Here is a 16,309-nt window from a genome sequence, read left to right as displayed (position 1 = left end):
GGCGCCGTGCCATCATCGAGCTCTGATCGACAAGTGAGTCCTAGTTGGGAGGGCGCGTGGCGATGGAGGCCGGCCCTCGCGACACCGCACAAGGCACCGAGAGCATCACCGTGCAGGGCACCGATCCGGAGCCCGAGGAGGACTCGCTGAGCCCCGACGGCCCCGACGAGTCCGAGGGCGGTGTGACCGCCGACGGACCGGAGCCCGAGGAGATGTTCGCTGGGCCCGAGGTGGAGGTCGAGCTGCGCCCGCAGCGGCGGCTGCGCATCTGGCAGCTCGCGCCCATCGTGGGCCTGGCGGCGGTCGGCTCCCTGATGTTCGCCTTCCCGCTGGCCTTCGACGGCGACAGCGGTGCGATGATCGCCATGCTGGGGCTGCTGATCTGCTTCTGCGCGGCCGGCTGGGGCACGATGGCCGCCCGCCGTGTCGGCTACACCTGGCCGGGACTGCCGCCGCGCGGCTCGGGACGGCGGCCCGCCTGGCGGCTCGTCGCCGCGTACGTCCTGCTCGTCGCCGTGGTCGTCGTCCTCGCCGTCTGGCGGGTCGCGAAGCTCCGCTGAGCGGCCCCCGCGAGGACGAGGCTGCGCCGAGCGGCCCCGCGAGGATGTCGGACCCACCCCGTACGATCGAGGCATGAGCACCGGTATCGCCTTCCTCAAGGGTCACGGCACGGAGAACGACTTCGTGATCGTCCCCGACCCGGAGAACGCCGTGGAGCTGTCCCCGGCAGCCGTCGCCGCCCTGTGCGACCGCCGCGCGGGCCTCGGCGGCGACGGCGTGCTGCACGTCGTGCGCTCGGCCGCACACCCGGAGGCCCGTGCGATGGCCGCCGACGCCGAGTGGTTCATGGACTACCGCAACGGCGACGGCTCGGTCGCCGAGATGTGCGGCAACGGCGTACGGGTGTTCGCGCGCTACCTCCGGCACGCCGGGCTCGTGGCCGAGGGCGACCTCGCCGTCGCCACCCGGGGCGGCGTCAAGAGCGTGCACATCGCCAAGGACGGCGACATCACCGTCGGCATGGGCAGGGCCCGGCTCCCCGAGGGCGACGTCGCGGTGAGCGTCGGCCCCCATGTGTGGCCCGCGCGCAACGTCAACATGGGCAATCCGCACGCGGTCGCCTTCGTCGACGACCTGGCGGACGCCGGTGACCTGCTCTCCGCGCCGCCGTTCCACCCGGCCGCCGCCTACCCGGACGGGGTCAACGTCGAGTTCGTCGTCGACCGGGGCCCCGGTCACGTCGCCATGCGCGTGCACGAGCGCGGGTCCGGCGAGACCCGCTCGTGCGGCACGGGCGCGTGCGCCGTCGCCGTGGCGGCGGCCCGCCGCGACGGCGCCGACCCGGCCGTCACCGGCACCCCGGTGACGTACCGGGTCGATGTGCTCGGCGGCACCCTCGTCATCACCGAGCGGGCGGACGGGGAGATCGAGATGACGGGCCCCGCGGTGATCGTCGCCGAGGGCGAGATCGACCGGGAATGGCTGGAAACAGCGGCAGGTTGACTGCGGGACCGCCCGGACATCGCAGGCCGCAAGCCGTCGCGACCGGCCAGGATCCACGTCGTCGGGACCGGTGCGGGTGGGAATCCACGGCCGCCCGCCTGTCCCATGACCGAAAACCGTAAACCTGACACGCCGTCGCTCGATGGGGTGATCCGTTTCACGCTCTCCGAGAGGCGGTCGGCTCGGTGTGCTGGGCTCGGTAGCATCAAGCACCGGCCCGGACGGGGGATCCGACGCCAACCCCTGAGCCGCGTACGCCCTGGGGCACCCCCGTCCACCGGTCGAGACAGCCGGAGGTGCCCATGAGTGCGGATGCCACAAACCCTGCGGCCCCGGGCCCGGTGGCGCCGTCGGCGCCCCGGCGCAGAGCCCGCCCGCGGATCGACCTGCGCCGTCTGGGCCGGGCCGCCCTGCTCGGCCCCACCGCCCGGGACCGGCTCCCGGACGCCATCGGCCATGTCGCCGAGGCGCACCGCGCCCACTTCCCCGACGCCGACCTCGAACCGCTGCGCCGCGCCTACCTGCTGGCCGAGTCCTCGCACCGCGGCCAGATGCGCAAGAGCGGCGAGCCGTACATCACGCACCCGCTCGCCGTCACCCTCATCCTCGCCGAACTCGGCGCCGAGACCACCACGTTGACGGCCTCCCTGCTGCACGACACGGTCGAGGACACCGAGGTGACCCTCGACCAGGTGGGCGAGGAGTTCGGCGCGGAGGTCCGCTATCTCGTCGACGGCGTCACCAAACTGGAGAAGGTCGACTACGGCGCCGCCGCCGAACCGGAGACCTTCCGCAAGATGCTCGTCGCCACCGGCAACGACGTGCGGGTCATGTCCATCAAGCTCGCCGACCGGCTGCACAACATGCGCACGCTCGGCGTCATGCGCCCCGAGAAACAGGCCCGCATCGCCAAGGTGACCCGGGACGTGCTCATCCCGCTCGCCGAACGCCTCGGGGTGCAGGCGCTCAAGACCGAGCTGGAGGACCTGGTCTTCGCCATCCTCCACCCCGAGGAGTACGCGCACACCCGCGAGCTGATCGCACAGAACGCGAGCCGCCCGCACGACCCGCTCACCGAGGTCGCCGAACAGGTGCGCGGCGTGCTCCGCGAGGCCGGTATCCCGGCCGAAGTCCTCGTCCGGCCACGGCACTTCGTCTCCCTGCACCGGGCGTCCCGCAAACGCGGCCGGCTGCGCGGCTGCGACTTCGGCCGCCTCCTGGTGCTGGTCCACGAGGACGCCGACTGTTACGCCGTCCTCGGCGAACTGCACACCTGTATGACGCCGGCCGTCTCGGAGTTCAAGGACTTCATCGCCGTACCCAAGTTCAACCTGTACCAGTCGCTGCATACCGCGGTCGCCCTGCCCGCGGCCCGGCCGGACACGTCCGAGGACGCGCAGGCGGACGGCCAGATCGTCGAAGTCCTCATCCGCACCCACCAGATGCACAAGACCGCCGAGGCCGGGGTCGTCGCGCTCGGCAACCCCTACGCCCCGCCCGCCGAGGACCCGGCGGCGGGCGACGGCGAGCGCGTCGACCCGACCCGGCCCGGCTGGCTCTCCCGCCTGCTCGACTGGCAGCAGGCGGCACCCGACCCGGACACCTTCTGGTCCACCCTGCGCGAGGACCTCGCCCAGGACCGGGAGATCACCGTCTTCCGCCCCGGCGGCGGCACCCTCGGCCTGCCCGCCGGTGCCAGCTGCATCGACGCCGCCTACGCCCAGTACGGCGAGGACGCGCACGCGTGCATCGGCGCCCGCGTCAACGGCCGCCTGGCCCGGCTGAGCACCGTCCTGAAGGACGGCGACACCGTCCAGCTCCTGATGGGCCAGGACCCCGCCTCCGAGCCGTCCAGGGAGTGGCTGGAGCACGCCCGTACGCCCGCCGCGCGCATCGCCATCCAGCGGTGGCTCACCGCACACCCCGCCCCGGCCGACGACGCGCCCGAGACCCGCGAGGACGCCCCCGACACGCACCCGGTCTCCTCGGCGGTCCCCGCCGGCTCGCCCGACACCGCCGCGGGCCGTCCCGGCCCGGCGGCGGCCGTGGCCGCCGACCGACCCGGCGCCACCGTACGGCTCGCGGGCTGCTGCACCCCCGTGCCGCCCGACCGCATCACCGCCTTCGCCGTGCGCGGGGGAGCGGTGACCGTGCACCGCGTCGAGTGCGCGGCGGTCGTGCGGATGAAGAGCACGGGGCGCGCGGAGCTCGACGTGCGCTGGGGCGACAACGCCGCGTGCCGGGTCACCCTGCTCGCCGAATCGTTCGGCCGCCCCCATCTGCTGGCCGATCTGACCGAGGCCATCGCCCTGGAGGGCGTCGAGATCGTCTCGGCCACCGTCGCCCCGCCCGCCCAGCAGCGCGTCCACCACACGTACACCCTGCAACTGCCCGACGCCGCGCGCCTGCCCGCCCTGATGCGGGCCATGCGCAACGTGCCCGGCGTGTACGACGTGAGCCGCGCCCGGTAGCGCCCGGTAGCGCCCGGTGGCGCCCGCGCGGGTCGGCGCAGAGCGTGCCGCCCCGGCGCGCGCCCGCGCGCGTCCCGCCTCCTCCGGCAGCGCGCCCTCCCGAGAGCCCCGTTCGGGTGGGCCGGGCGCGCGCCGCCGCCGCGGCGGGCCCGCGCGCTGATAGCCGTGGTGCATGCCGCGCACCCTCCGATCCCGCCTCCCGCGCCGTCGCAGGGCCCTCACCGGGACCCTGCTCGCCTCCGCCGTCTCCGTCTGCCTGCTCGCCGCGAGCGCACCGCCCGCTGCGCTCGGCCTCGGCGACCGGCTCTACCCGACCCTGGGCAACCCCGGGTACGACGTGACGTCGTACGACCTCTCCCTGACCTACGCCGGGGACAACAGCAAGCCGCTGCGGGCCGTCACCACCATCGACGCCCGGACGACCCGGGACCTGGACCGCATCAACCTGGACTTCACGCACGGCACGGTCGACTCCGTGCAGGTCGACGGGTTGCCGGCCGACTTCGCCAGTGCCGGGGAGGACCTGGTGGTCACCCCGCGGATCCCGCTGCCCGAGCAGAGCTGGGTGCGTGTCACCGTGCACCACACCAGCGACCCGGTGTCCGAGAAGGGCCGCGACGGCGGCTGGGTGCGCACCGCGGACGGCCTCGCCATGGCCAACCAGGCGGACGCCGCCCACCTGGTGTTCCCGTGCAACGACCACCCCTCCGACAAGGCGATGTACACCTTCCACATCACCGCGCCCGAGGGATACACGGCGGTCGCCAACGGCCTGCCCGCCGGGGTCACCCGCACCGGCGGCTCGGCCACCTGGACGTACCGCACCCGGCACCCGATGGCCACCGAGCTGGCGCAGGTCTCCATCGGGCGCTCGGCCGTGCTGCGCCGCACCGGACCGCACGGCCTGCCCGTGCGCGACGTCGTGCCCGCCGCCGATGCCAAGGCGCTCGAACCGTGGCTGGCCAGGACGCCCGGCCAGATCGCCTGGATGGAGAGCAAGGTCGGGCCCTACCCCTTCGAGACGTACGGCCTGCTGATGGCGTCCGCCACCACCGGCTTCGAACTGGAGACGCAGACCCTCTCCCTCTTCGAGAAGGAACTGTTCACCGACCCCGCCTGGCCCCAGTGGTACGTCGAGTCCGTCATGGTGCACGAGCTGTCCCACCAGTGGTTCGGCGACAGCGTCAGCCCCCGCTCCTGGTCGGACCTCTGGCTCAACGAGGGCCACGCGACCTGGTACGAGGCGCTGTACGCCGACGAGACGGCGCACAAGTCCATGGACGCGCGCATGAAGGCCGCCTACGGCGCCTCCGACGGCTGGCGTGCGGCCGGCGGCCCGCCCGCGCTGCCCAAGCCGCCCAAGGCCGGGCAGAAGGTCGGCATCTTCCGCGCGAACGTCTACGACGGCGCCGCCCTGGTGCTGTACGCGCTGCGCCAGGAGATCGGCAAGGACGCCTTCGAGCGCGTGGAGCGCGCCTGGGTCCATGACCACCGGGACTCCACGGCGGCCACGGCCGACTTCGAGCACCTGGCCTCCACCGTCGCCGGACGCGATCTGAGCGCCTTCTTCCAGGCGTGGCTCTACGGCGAGAAGACCCCGCCCATGCCCGGCCACCCCGACTGGAAGCAGGCGCCGCCGCCCGCCGCGGACAAGGCGGGCCGGACCGTGAAGGCGGCGGCGTCCGCGCGGCCGGCCGGGGCGGCGACGGCCCGGGGCTGAGCGAGCGGACGGGGCGCGAATAACGCCGTGACGAGACGGGCCGTGCCGTGCGACCATCGTCGGGTCGGCGCGGCGCGGTGCACGGGAATCTCCCCGGGTACCCGTGCGTTGTCACAGGTGACGGAAAGGCTGTGGCAGAAGTGCTGGAGCCCCGCCGTCACCGGCGCGGCCCCGTCGCCGCACCACGGATTCCCGACGACGTAAGGACCCAATGACCTCCTCTTCCGGCTCTTCTTCCTCCTCCCAGGCCACCAAGCGCCTCGCGCACACCCACCCCGATGGACTTCGGGCCGATGCCCTGATGGAAGAGGACGTCGCCTGGAGCCACGAGATCGACGGAGAGCGGGACGGCGACCAGTTCGACCGCTCCGAGCGCGCGGCCCTGCGCCGCGTCGTGGGTCTCTCCACCGAGCTCGAGGACGTCACCGAGGTCGAGTACCGGCAGCTCCGCCTGGAGCGCGTGGTGCTCGTCGGCGTCTGGACCTCGGGGACCGTGCACGACGCGGAGAACTCCCTCGCCGAGCTGGCCGCCCTCGCGGAGACCGCGGGCGCGGTCGTCCTGGACGGCGTGATCCAGCGCCGCGACAAGCCCGACGCGGCCACCTACATCGGTTCCGGCAAGGCCGGCGAGCTGCGGGACATCGTCCTGGAGACGGGCGCCGACACCGTCGTCTGCGACGGTGAGCTGAGCCCCGGCCAGCTCATCCACCTCGAGGACGTCGTCAAGGTCAAGGTCATCGACCGTACGGCCGTGATCCTGGACATCTTCGCCCAGCACGCCAAGTCCCGCGAGGGCAAGGCGCAGGTCGCGCTCGCGCAGATGCAGTACATGCTGCCGCGGCTGCGCGGCTGGGGCCAGTCGCTGTCCCGGCAGATGGGCGGCGGCAGCGGCGGTCTGGCGACGCGCGGTCCCGGTGAGACCAAGATCGAGACCGACCGGCGCCGCATCCGCGAGAAGATGGCCAAGATGCGCCGGGAGATCGCGGCCATGAAGACCGGCCGCGAGATCAAGCGCCAGGAGCGGCGCCGCCACAAGGTGCCCTCCGTCGCCATCGCGGGCTACACCAACGCCGGGAAGTCCTCCCTGCTCAACCGGCTCACCGGCGCGGGCGTCCTGGTCGAGAACGCGCTGTTCGCGACCCTGGACCCGACCGTGCGCCGGGCCGAGACCCCGAGCGGGCGGCTGTACACGCTGGCGGACACCGTCGGCTTCGTCCGGCACCTGCCGCATCACCTGGTCGAGGCGTTCCGCTCCACCATGGAGGAGGTCGGCGACTCCGACCTGATCCTGCACGTCGTGGACGGTTCGCACCCCGACCCGGAGGAGCAGCTCGCCGCCGTGCGCGAGGTGATCAGGGAGGTCGGCGCCACCGACGTGCCCGAGATCGTCGTGGTCAACAAGGCGGACGCGGCGGACCCGCTGGTGCTCCAGCGGCTGCTGCGCCGGGAGAAGCACTCGATCGCGGTCTCCGCCCGGACCGGTCAGGGCATCGACACACTGCTCGCCATGATCGACGCCGAGCTGCCCCGGCCCGCGGTGCAGGTCGAGGCGCTGGTGCCGTACACCCACGGCAAGCTGGTCGCCCGCGCCCACACCGAGGGCGAGGTGATCTCCGAGGAGCACACCGCGGAGGGCACCCTGCTCAAGGCCCTGGTGCACGAAGAGCTGGCCGCGGAGCTGGCGCCGTACGCACCGGTTCCCGCGCTCTGACCTCCGCGCCGGGTGCACGGCAGGTGCACACGGCACAGCGGGCCCGTCCCCTTCCGCGGAAGGGGACGGGCCCGCCGTCGTGCCGGGAGCGGCGCGGAGGTCACCGGCCGCCGTAGGTCCGGCTCATGTTCTGGTACAGCGCCTCGGCGCCCCGGCCGAGCTGCGGGCCCGCGAGCCAGGTGTTGTCGGACGGGCCGATCGAGGTGTTGGACACCAGGACGGTCTTCCCGCCCACCACGCGGAACCAGCCGCCGCCGGACGAGCCGCCGGTCATGGTGCAGCCGATCCGGTACATCGTCGGCAGGGACGGGCTGAGCGACAGCCGGCCGGGCCGGTCCAGGCACCGGAACATCCGGAGCCCGCTGTACGGCGGCGCCGCCGGGTAGCCCCACGCGCCCATGGTCGCGACCTGGGGTGCCTGCGGCGCGGAGAAGTCCACGTCGAGGGCGGCCCCGACCGTCTCCTCCAGCGACTTCGTCCCGGCCTCCGGCTTCACGTGCAGCACCGCGTAGTCGTACGTGGCGCCCGCGCCGCCCGTCTCCGAGCCGCCCTGGATCCACTGGCCCGAGGTGGACGCCCAGTCCGCCCACCAGGCGCCGTAGGGGGCGACCTCGGCGGGAGCGGCCTGGCTCAGCTGGTCAGCGGACTTGCCCAGGTCGTTGTAGGCGGGCACGAAGGCGATGTTGCGGTACCAGCCGCCGCCCTGACCGGCGTGCACGCAGTGCCCGGCCGTCCACACCAGGTTGGACCGGCCCGGGTGGTTGACGTCCTTGACGACCGTGCCCGAGCAGACCATCGCACCCTGGGGCGAGTCGAAGAAGACCTTGCCGACCGGGGCCGCGTGCTGGTGGTACGGGGTCTTCTCGGCCTGCGCCGGGACCGCGCGCGGCGCCGGGTCGCTGACCCCCTGGCCGGCGGCGTCCTGGGTGGTGACCGTCTTGTTGGCCTCCTTGGCGGACTTCATCCGCTCAGGCTTCCAGAGGCCCTTGATCACCGGGTTGACGAAGTCCTTGGCGGCGCTGAGCCACTTGTCCTTGTCCCAGTTCTTCCAGCCGCCGTCGCGCCACCGGTCGGCGTCGATGCCGTGTTCCTTCAGCTTGTCCGCGAGACCGGCCGGGATCTTGGCCTTCCCGTCGCCGCCGCTGCCCGCGTTCTGGGAGGCGGCGGCGGACGGCGTGCCGCTCGCGGCGTCGGAGTCCGAGCCGCCGCAGGCGGTGGCGGTGAGCGTCAGGGCCGCCGCGAGACCGGTGGCGGCGAGTGCGGTGCGCCGGCGTGCGCGCCGGGGCGTCTGGGACGTACGCAGTGAACGCATGGTGCGAGGAACCCCCGTTGGTTCGTGTCTGGGCTGCCCGGCCGGCGGTGCTCACCGGCGGGGATCGGTTGCGGGCGGCGGCGGGGTGGCGGGCGTGCCGGTCACCCCGCCGCCGCCCGGTTCAGCGGGTGCGCGGAGCCGCGCTCAGCGCCCGGCGAACTTCTTGCTGACGGAGTCGTACACGCCCTTGGCGACCGTGCCCAGCCGCGGACCGGCCAGCCAGCCCGAGGTGACCGGGCCGATCGAGGTGTTGGAGACCAGCGCCGGCTTGCCGTCGGCGCCCTGCTCGACCCAGCCGCCGCCGGAGGAACCGCCGGTCATGCTGCACCCGATGCGGTACATCGTCGGGTCGGCGGACGCCACCGACAGCCGGCCCGGCTTGTCCTGGCACTGGTAGAGGAGCTGCCCGTCGTAGGGCGGCGCGGCCGGGTAGCCGGTCGCGGTGATGCTCCGGACCTTCGGCACCGCGGGGGCGTTGAAGTTCACCGGGAGCGCCGAACCGACGGTCTCCTCCAGCGACTTGCCGTTCCCGCCCTTCTCCGGCGTCACATGGATGACGGCGAAGTCGTAGCTCGCGCCCTGCCCGCCGGTGGAGCCGCCCTGCTCGATCCACTGGTCGGAGGTCTGCGCCCAGTCGCCCCACCACACCCCGTACGGGGCGATCTGCTCCCGGGTGGCACCCTGGAGCTGGGCGGCGCTGCTGCCCGCGTCGTTGTACGACGGCACGAACGCGATGTTGCGGTACCAGCCGCCCTTCTTGCCCGCGTGCACGCAGTGGCCCGCCGTCCAGACGATGTTGGACTTGCCGGGGTGGGCCGGGTCCTCGACGACCGTGGCCGAGCAGACCATCGTGCCCTCGGGGGAGTCGAAGAAGACCTTGCCCGCCGTCGCGGCGCCCGTGTGGTACGGCGGCGCCACCTTCGCGGCGCGCACGGGCACCGGGGTCGGGTCGGTGACGCCCTGGTCACCGGAGATGTCGTTGTCGTCCACGCCCTTGTCCGGGTCGTTGGCGCGGCGCATCCGGTCCGGGTCCCACAGCCCCTGGATGATCGGGTTGACGAAGTCGTTGGCCTCGCGCAGCCAGTCGCTCTTGTCCCAGTTCTTCCAGGCGCCGTTCTTCCACTTGTCGATGTCGATCCCGTGCTCTTTGAGCTTCTTGCGGATGTCGTCCGGGATCGTGATCTTTCCGTCGCCCGTGGCTCCCGCGCCGCCGGTCTGCGCGGCGGCGGTGGGCCGGTCGCTCGCGTCGGTGTCGTCGCCGTTGCAGCCGGTGGCGGTGAGTGCCAGCGTCGACACCAGGGCGACGGTGGCCAGTACGGGGCCGGCCGTGCGCCGGGAGCGCCCTCCCCGGTGAGCGGTGGTGGACGGGCGTATGGATCGCATGCTTCGGTTCCCCCTGTGGTGAACGGACGTGCTGACGCGCTGCGTTCCGGCGCCGGACACGGGCGGACGGCGGACCGGTGACGGACCGGTGACGGAGCGTCGGCGGACCGGTGCCGGCCGCGTGGCGCGGCTGCTGGAACGGCACCACACACTATGCGCTCGCTGTGGGGGACTGCCCACGGAACGGCAACGGTTCGGCTACAAGCCGCCTGACCTGGACAACCGTCCGGCGGTCTACGGGCTCACGGACGGTTCGGCGCCGGACGGGCGGAAGCGGCGCCGGTACTCCGTGGGGGTCGTGCCGAGCCGACGGCGGAAGGCGCGCACCAGCGTGTCCACCGTGCCGAACCCGCACTCCGTGACGATCCGTTCGAGGGTGGCGTCGGTGGACTCCAGCCGGGCGCGCGCCCGTTCGACGCGGGCGGCCTCCACATAGGCGCTGGGCGTCATGCCGAGTTCGGACCGGAAGACGCGGGTCAGCTGCCGTTCGCTGAGATGGGCGTGCGCGGCCAGGTCCGCCACGGTCAGCCGCTCGCCGAGACGGTCCAGGATGTGATGGCGCAGCTCCTCCACGCGGCGCGTCCCGGAGACCGGTTCCAGCGGCACGCTGAACTGGCTCTGTCCACTGGGCCGTTTCAGATACATCACCAGCTGCCGGGCGACCCGCAGCGCCACCGTCTCGCCGTGGTCCTCGGCGACCAGGGCGAGCGAGAGGTCGAGGCAGGCGCTGATCCCCGCACCGGTCCAGGTGTCGCCCTCCCGGATGAAGATCGGATCGGCGTCGACCTGCACCGCCGGGTGCTCGTCGGCGAGTTGCCGCGCCGTCGACCAGTGGGTGGTGGCACGCCTGCCGTCCAGCAGCCCGGCGGCGGCCAGGATGTGCGCGCCGACGCAGACGGAGGCGGTCCGGCGGGCCCGTCCCGCGAGATCCCGCACCCGGCCGACCACGGCGGGCTCCGCGAGCGCCCGGACCCGCCCGGGGCCGTCCGTCTCGACCGAGCCGGGCACCAGGAGGGTGTCGACACGGCTGTCCGACAGCTCCTCGAAAGTGGTGTCGGGCACCACCCGCACCCCGGCGGAGGTGGTGACGGGATCCATGGTCTCCGCCGCCAGGACGACCCGGTAGCAGCCCGGGTCCGCCAGCTCCCGCCGCACCAGGGAGAACACCTCGGGCGGGCCGGTGACGTCGAGCAGGTCGACGCCCTCGAAGAGCACGACGACGACGAGGCGTCCGGTGGCGGCGCTCAAGGGATCTCCGTCCGTTCGGCAGGGCAGGCGATGTCCGGATCTGCGGGCTGGGCGACATTGCCGACACGCAGAGCATGATCGTACGTTCGTATCCGGGCCGGCCACCGCACCGGCGGCCCACGCACGACGACTCCGGGCACACGGCCCGGTGCTTCTCCCGAGGGGAACCCATGACCACGACGACGCTGCGCGCGCTCAACGGACTCGACGACACCCCGGCCTCGCTCGCGGACGCGACCCTGATCCTGGTCGACTACCAGAACACCTACGTCGGCGGAGTGATGGAGCTGACGGGCTGGCGGGCCGCGCTCGACTCCGCCGCCGCCCTGCTGGCGCGGGCCCGGCGAGCCGGGGCCACGGTCATCCATGTCGTCCACGACGGCGGACCCGGCAGCGCGTACGACATCAGGGAGGAGATCGGCGCCGTCCACCCGAGCGTGGCCCCGGCCGAGGGCGAGGCCGTCGTGGTGAAGCAGGCGCCGAATGCGTTCGTCGGCACCGAACTGGGCGACCTGGTCGACGCGGCCGGGCACCAGGACGTCGTCGTGATCGGCTTCATGACGCACATGTGCGTGCAGTTCACCGCCGAGGGCGCCTTCCTGCGCGGCAACCGGCCCACGGTCGTCGCCGACGCGTGCGCGACGCGTCCGCTCCCGTCCGGGGGCACGCTGCTGGACGCCGGCCAGATCCACGCCGCCGCGCTGGCGACGGTCGGGGATCTGTACGGGGTCGTCGTCGCGTCGGGGGAGGAGCTGGGCTGAGGACTGAGACGCTCCCGGCTGTTCCGGGCGGGGCCGCGGCTGTTCTCCGCCGGATCCCCGGCTGTTCCCCGGCGGCCGGCGCCGGGCCGCCGGAAACTCCCTCCGGGCGGCCCGTAACCGTACGGATCACCAGCGGTTGTACCGGTGGGGTTCCCGCTGCCCACGGCCAGGCCCACGCGCCCCGGCCGGGCAGACCACGGGCGAGCGACACCATGCCGCAGGGGCCCCGGAACGCGGCCCCTCCCTTCGGAGGAGGCCGCCGCCTCGGGACAGCGGGAGGGCAGGGAGCCGTGACGGTGGCCGCGCACGGGGGGTACGGGACGCACGGGGAAGCCGGGACCTCCGCGGAGCAGGGGGAGCGCGAGGAGCGCGAGGGACGCGCGCGGGAGCAGGAGAGGTGTGCGGAGGACGGCGCGCACGCCCTTCACGAGGGCATCCTGCGACGCCAGGGCGCGCGCGAGTCGGCGGCCCGCACCTACGCGCGCGCCCTGCCGATCGTGCCGGTCCGGGCGCGCGGCCTCACCATCGAGGGCGCGGACGGCCGCCGCTACCTGGACTGCCTCTCCGGTGCGGGCACCCTCGCCCTCGGCCACAACCACCCCGTCGTCCTGGAGGCCGTCCGCAAGGTCCTCGACTCGGGCGCGCCGCTGCACGCCCTCGACCTGGCCACGCCCGTCAAGGACGCGTTCGTCACCGAGCTGTTCCGCACCCTGCCCGCCGGACTGGCCGCACGCGCGCGCGTGCAGTTCTGCGGTCCGGCCGGGACGGACGCGGTCGAGGCCGCCTTCAAGCTCGTCCGGGCCGCCACCGGACGCACCGGCATCATGGCGTTCACCGGGGCCTACCACGGGATGACCGACGCGGCGCTCGCCGCCTCCGGGCACGCCCAGGACGTACGCGTCACCCGGCTGCCCTACCCGCAGGACTACCGCTGCCCCTTCGGCGTCGGCGGCCCGCTCGGCGCCGAACTCGCCGCCCGCTGGACCGAGTCCCTGCTGGACGACCCCAAGTCCGGGGTGCCGCTGCCCGCCGGGCTGATCCTCGAACCCTTCCAGGGCGAGGGCGGGGTGATCCCCGCGCCGGACGAGTGGACGCGCCGCGTCCGGCGGCTCACCGAGGACAGGTCCGTGCCCCTGATCGCCGACGAGGTCCAGACCGGCGTCGGCCGCACCGGCGCCTTCTGGGCGGTGGACCACAGCGGCATCACACCGGACGTGATGGTGCTGTCGAAGGCCATCGGCGGCAGCCTGCCGCTGGCCGTCGTCGTGTACCGGGACGACCTCGACGTCTGGGCACCAGGCGCCCACGCGGGCACCTTCCGCGGCAACCAGCTCGCCATGGCCGCCGGGACCGCCACCCTGGCGTACGTCCGTGAGAACCGGCTCGCCGAGCACGCCGCCGATCTCGGCGCCCGCATGCTGCGCCGGCTGGGCGAGCTGCGCGAGCGGTACGCCTGTGTGGGCGACGTGCGGGGGCGCGGGCTGATGCTCGGCCTGGAACTGGTCGATCCGGAGGCCGCGGCGGAGACCGAGACGGAGCCTGAGACGGCGTCCGGGGCCGGGACGGAGGCGGGGTCCGGGACGGGGGCGGGGTCCGGGGCGGGGGCCGCGCCGCTCGCCGCTCCCGGGCGCCGTCCACCCCCCGCCGCTCCCGCCCTGGCCACCGCCGTGCAGCGGGAATGCCTGCGGCGGGGCCTCATCGTCGAACTCGGCGGCCGCCACGGCAGCGTCGTCCGGCTGCTTCCGCCGCTGACCCTCACCGACGAGCAGTCCACCGCCGTGCTCGACCGGCTGGCCGACGCGGTCGAGGCGGTCGACGCGGTGGCCGGTGGGCGTCCCGCGCGCGTGGGCGAGCGGTCCGGGCCGCCCGGACAGGGGCGCCGCGCCGCCGGGCCGGTGCGAGGAGCGGGGGGCGCGGAATGACCGGGCCGGAGCCCGCCGCCGTGCCCGGTCGGCGGCCGGACGGCCGACCGCCCGGGACGACGCCGCAGCCCCCGGACGCCTCGGTCGACGTACCGGACGTCGTCCCCGTACCGGACGTCGTCCACGTACCGGACGTCACGGACCCCGCAGACGCCCACGCTTCGCCCCCACGCCGAGGAACCGCCGTGAACGCCACCCCCACCGTCTCCCGCCAGACGGGCGCCCTGCCCGCCCACCGGTCACCGGACCCGCGTCAGTCCCCGGCCGACGCGGTGTCCACGTCGGCCGACCCGCTCGACCACCCCGACCCGCACACGGCCGCCCAGATCGCCGGTGTCGAGAACCTGCTGCGCTGCTGGGTCCGCGAGACCGGCATGCAGGGCCCCGGCGACGGCACCCTCCGCGTCCCCCTGCCGAGCAGCGGAACGGCCCTCCTGGTACCAGTCCGCCACTGGTCGCCGACCGGCTGGCACCGCTTCGGCCCGCCGCGCCTGGCCGGTGCCCCGGAGTCCGCCCCACCGGCCGACGCCGTCACGGTCGCCGCGCTGCTCGCCCGCGAAGCCGCGGTTCCGGCCGCCGACAGCGACGGCACCAGCGGCTCCGGGCCCGGCGGCGGAGCCGAATCCCGCGGCGGCTCCGGCCCGGTGGACGCCACGGCCGGGGCCGACGCGGTCGACCTGGTGGCGCGCGTCGCCGACTCGGTCCGGCGCACCGCGCTCTTCCTCGCCGACCGCCGCGCGGACCCGGCCGACCGCCCCGACCGCTTCCTCTCCGCCGAGCAGGCCCTCATGCTCGGACACCCCCTGCATCCGGCGCCCAAGAGCCGCGAGGGCCTGTCGGAGGCCGAGGCACGGCCGTACTCGCCCGAATCCCGCGGCGCCTTCCCGCTGCACTGGATGGCCGTCGCCCCCGCCGTGCTCGCCACCGACTCCGCGTGGACCGAGGGCGGCCGCCGCGTCCCGGCCGACCGGATCACGGCCCGGCTCGCGGGCCCGGGACTGCCCCTGCCCGAGGGGTACGCGGCACTGCCGCTGCACCCGTGGCAGGCGCGCGAGGTGCGGCACCGCCCCGGCACGGCCGCGCTCCTCGACGCGGGACTGCTGCGCGACCTCGGACCGCACGGCCCGTCCTGGCACCCGACCTCCTCCGTACGCACCGTCCACCGCGGCGGCGCGCCCGCCATGCTCAAACTGTCCCTCGCCCTGCGCATCACCAACTCGCGCCGGGAGAACCTCCGCAAGGAACTCCACCGCGGAGTGGAGGTGCACCGGCTGCTGCGGGCCGGACTCGGCGCACGGTGGCGGGCCGCCCACCCCGGCTTCGACATCGTGCGCGACCCGGCCTGGCTGGCCGTCGACGACCCGGACGGCGGTCCCGTGCCCGGCCTCGATGTGATGATCCGGCACAACCCGTTCGCCCCGGCGGACGATGTCGCCTGCGTCGCCGGACTGGTCGCTCCCCGGCCGAGCCCCGGCGGCGCGCCCCACACCCCGGCAGACGGCGCACCCGCACCGTACGGCCCGGCCGGGAGCGCGGCGCACGACTCGACCGCGAGCCCGGCGTACGACCCGGACGGCGGCCGTCCCCGGACGGACAGCGGCCGGATCACGCGCTCCCGCCTCGCGGAGATCGTCACGCGGCTCGCCGCCCGCAGCGCCCGGCCGGTGGGCGCCGTCGCCGCCGAGTGGTTCCTGCGCTACCTCGAACAGGTGATCCGTCCCGTGCTGTGGCTGGACGGCGAGGCGGGCATCGCCCTGGAGGCGCACCAGCAGAACACCCTGGTCCTGCTGGACCCGGCGGGCTGGCCGGCGGGCGGACGCTACCGCGACAACCAGGGGTACTACTTCCGGGCCTCCCGGCACGCGGAACTCGACGCGGCACTGCCCGGGATCGGCGCCCGCAGCGACACCTTCGTCCCCGACGAGGTCGCCGATGAGCGCTTCGCGTACTACCTCGCCCTCAACAACGTGTGCGGCCTCGTCGGCGCCCTCGGCTCCCAGCGGCTCGCCGACGAACGGTTGCTGCTGGCCGCCTTCCGCCGCTTCCTGGCCACCGCGGCGACCGGGCCCGGACGCCTGCGCTCCACGCTGCCCGCCCGCCTGCTGGACGCGCCGGTCCTGCGCTGCAAGGCCAATCTGCTGACCCGGCTGCGCGGCCTGGACGAACTGGCCGGTCCGGTCGACACCCAGTCCGTCTACGTCACCGTCGCCAACCCCCTCCACTCCTGACGCCCTGACGCTCCGGCCCCCCGGCCGCTCCCGAGTGCCACGGATCCCTC

The 16,309-nt window shown here is 74.3% G+C and carries 11 protein-coding genes; 8 read left to right on the top strand and 3 right to left on the bottom strand.

What is annotated here, in order from left to right:
- Positions 1-62 precede the first annotated feature (62 nt).
- The 5 genes from B086_RS0101755 to hflX all read left to right on the top strand — a co-directional run bounded on the left by B086_RS0101755 (position 63) and on the right by hflX (position 7,405).
- Entirely contained in the window at positions 63-560 is a 498-nt protein-coding gene (locus B086_RS0101755; protein ID WP_018564703.1) for a hypothetical protein, read from the top strand.
- A gap of 73 nt (positions 561-633) precedes the next feature.
- Positions 634-1,503 (top strand): diaminopimelate epimerase, encoded by an 870-nt coding sequence (gene dapF, locus B086_RS0101750; protein WP_018564702.1) that lies wholly within the window; start codon positions 634-636, stop codon positions 1,501-1,503.
- Positions 1,504-1,805: 302 nt separating this feature from the next.
- A complete protein-coding gene (locus B086_RS0101745) occupies positions 1,806-3,974 on the top strand; it encodes a RelA/SpoT family protein (RefSeq protein ID WP_037872566.1) in 2,169 nt (722 codons plus the stop codon).
- Between the two features lie 172 nt (positions 3,975-4,146).
- Positions 4,147-5,694: a M1 family metallopeptidase gene (locus B086_RS0101740; RefSeq protein ID WP_018564700.1), complete on the top strand. Its 1,548-nt coding sequence runs from the start codon at positions 4,147-4,149 to the stop codon at positions 5,692-5,694.
- Between the two features lie 211 nt (positions 5,695-5,905).
- Positions 5,906-7,405, top strand: a complete 1,500-nt coding sequence (gene hflX, locus B086_RS0101735; RefSeq protein ID WP_026252001.1) for a GTPase HflX — start codon at positions 5,906-5,908, stop codon at positions 7,403-7,405.
- A 100-nt stretch (positions 7,406-7,505) separates the two neighbouring features.
- Here the strand turns inward: hflX and B086_RS0101730 are convergent, their stop codons facing one another.
- From B086_RS0101730 to B086_RS0101720, 3 genes are all read right to left on the bottom strand, one after another.
- On the bottom strand, positions 7,506-8,717 hold the full coding sequence (locus tag B086_RS0101730; protein WP_018564698.1) for a trypsin-like serine peptidase: 1,212 nt from the start codon (positions 8,715-8,717) through the stop codon (positions 7,506-7,508).
- Between the two features lie 144 nt (positions 8,718-8,861).
- On the bottom strand, positions 8,862-10,100 hold the full coding sequence (locus B086_RS0101725) for a trypsin-like serine peptidase (RefSeq protein WP_018564697.1): 1,239 nt from the start codon (positions 10,098-10,100) through the stop codon (positions 8,862-8,864).
- 234 nt (positions 10,101-10,334) lie between these two features.
- Entirely contained in the window at positions 10,335-11,348 is a 1,014-nt protein-coding gene (locus B086_RS0101720) for a GlxA family transcriptional regulator (protein WP_018564696.1), read from the bottom strand.
- Between the two features lie 170 nt (positions 11,349-11,518).
- Here B086_RS0101720 and B086_RS0101715 point away from each other — a divergent pair, with 170 nt between their 5' ends.
- The 3 genes from B086_RS0101715 to B086_RS0101705 all read left to right on the top strand — a co-directional run bounded on the left by B086_RS0101715 (position 11,519) and on the right by B086_RS0101705 (position 16,259).
- Complete coding sequence (locus tag B086_RS0101715; protein WP_018564695.1) at positions 11,519-12,109, top strand: isochorismatase family protein; 591 nt, start codon at positions 11,519-11,521, stop codon at positions 12,107-12,109.
- Between the two features lie 437 nt (positions 12,110-12,546).
- Entirely contained in the window at positions 12,547-14,031 is a 1,485-nt protein-coding gene (locus tag B086_RS0101710) for a diaminobutyrate--2-oxoglutarate transaminase family protein (protein WP_078530946.1), read from the top strand.
- 185 nt (positions 14,032-14,216) lie between these two features.
- Complete coding sequence (locus B086_RS0101705; protein ID WP_026252000.1) at positions 14,217-16,259, top strand: IucA/IucC family protein; 2,043 nt, start codon at positions 14,217-14,219, stop codon at positions 16,257-16,259.
- Positions 16,260-16,309 lie beyond the last annotated feature (50 nt).

Source organism: Streptomyces sp. PsTaAH-124, assembly GCF_000373685.1.
In the GTDB taxonomy this organism is placed as follows: Bacteria; Actinomycetota; Actinomycetes; order Streptomycetales; family Streptomycetaceae; genus Streptomyces; species Streptomyces andamanensis.
Note: the sequence above shows the minus strand (reverse complement) of the source record. Positions and strands in the feature narration are given on the sequence as shown.

Excerpts from the sequence above, each read along its gene's own strand:
- B086_RS0101755 (WP_018564703.1), top strand. The coding sequence starts at position 63 with ATGGAGGCCGGCCCTCGCGACACCGCACAAGGCACCGAGAGCATCACC.
- dapF (WP_018564702.1), top strand. The coding sequence starts at position 634 with ATGAGCACCGGTATCGCCTTCCTCAAGGGTCACGGCACGGAGAACGAC.
- B086_RS0101745 (WP_037872566.1), top strand. The coding sequence starts at position 1,806 with ATGAGTGCGGATGCCACAAACCCTGCGGCCCCGGGCCCGGTGGCGCCG.
- B086_RS0101740 (WP_018564700.1), top strand. The coding sequence starts at position 4,147 with ATGCCGCGCACCCTCCGATCCCGCCTCCCGCGCCGTCGCAGGGCCCTC.
- hflX (WP_026252001.1), top strand. The coding sequence starts at position 5,906 with ATGACCTCCTCTTCCGGCTCTTCTTCCTCCTCCCAGGCCACCAAGCGC.
- B086_RS0101730 (WP_018564698.1), bottom strand. The coding sequence starts at position 8,717 with ATGCGTTCACTGCGTACGTCCCAGACGCCCCGGCGCGCACGCCGGCGC.
- B086_RS0101725 (WP_018564697.1), bottom strand. The coding sequence starts at position 10,100 with ATGCGATCCATACGCCCGTCCACCACCGCTCACCGGGGAGGGCGCTCC.
- B086_RS0101715 (WP_018564695.1), top strand. The coding sequence starts at position 11,519 with ATGACCACGACGACGCTGCGCGCGCTCAACGGACTCGACGACACCCCG.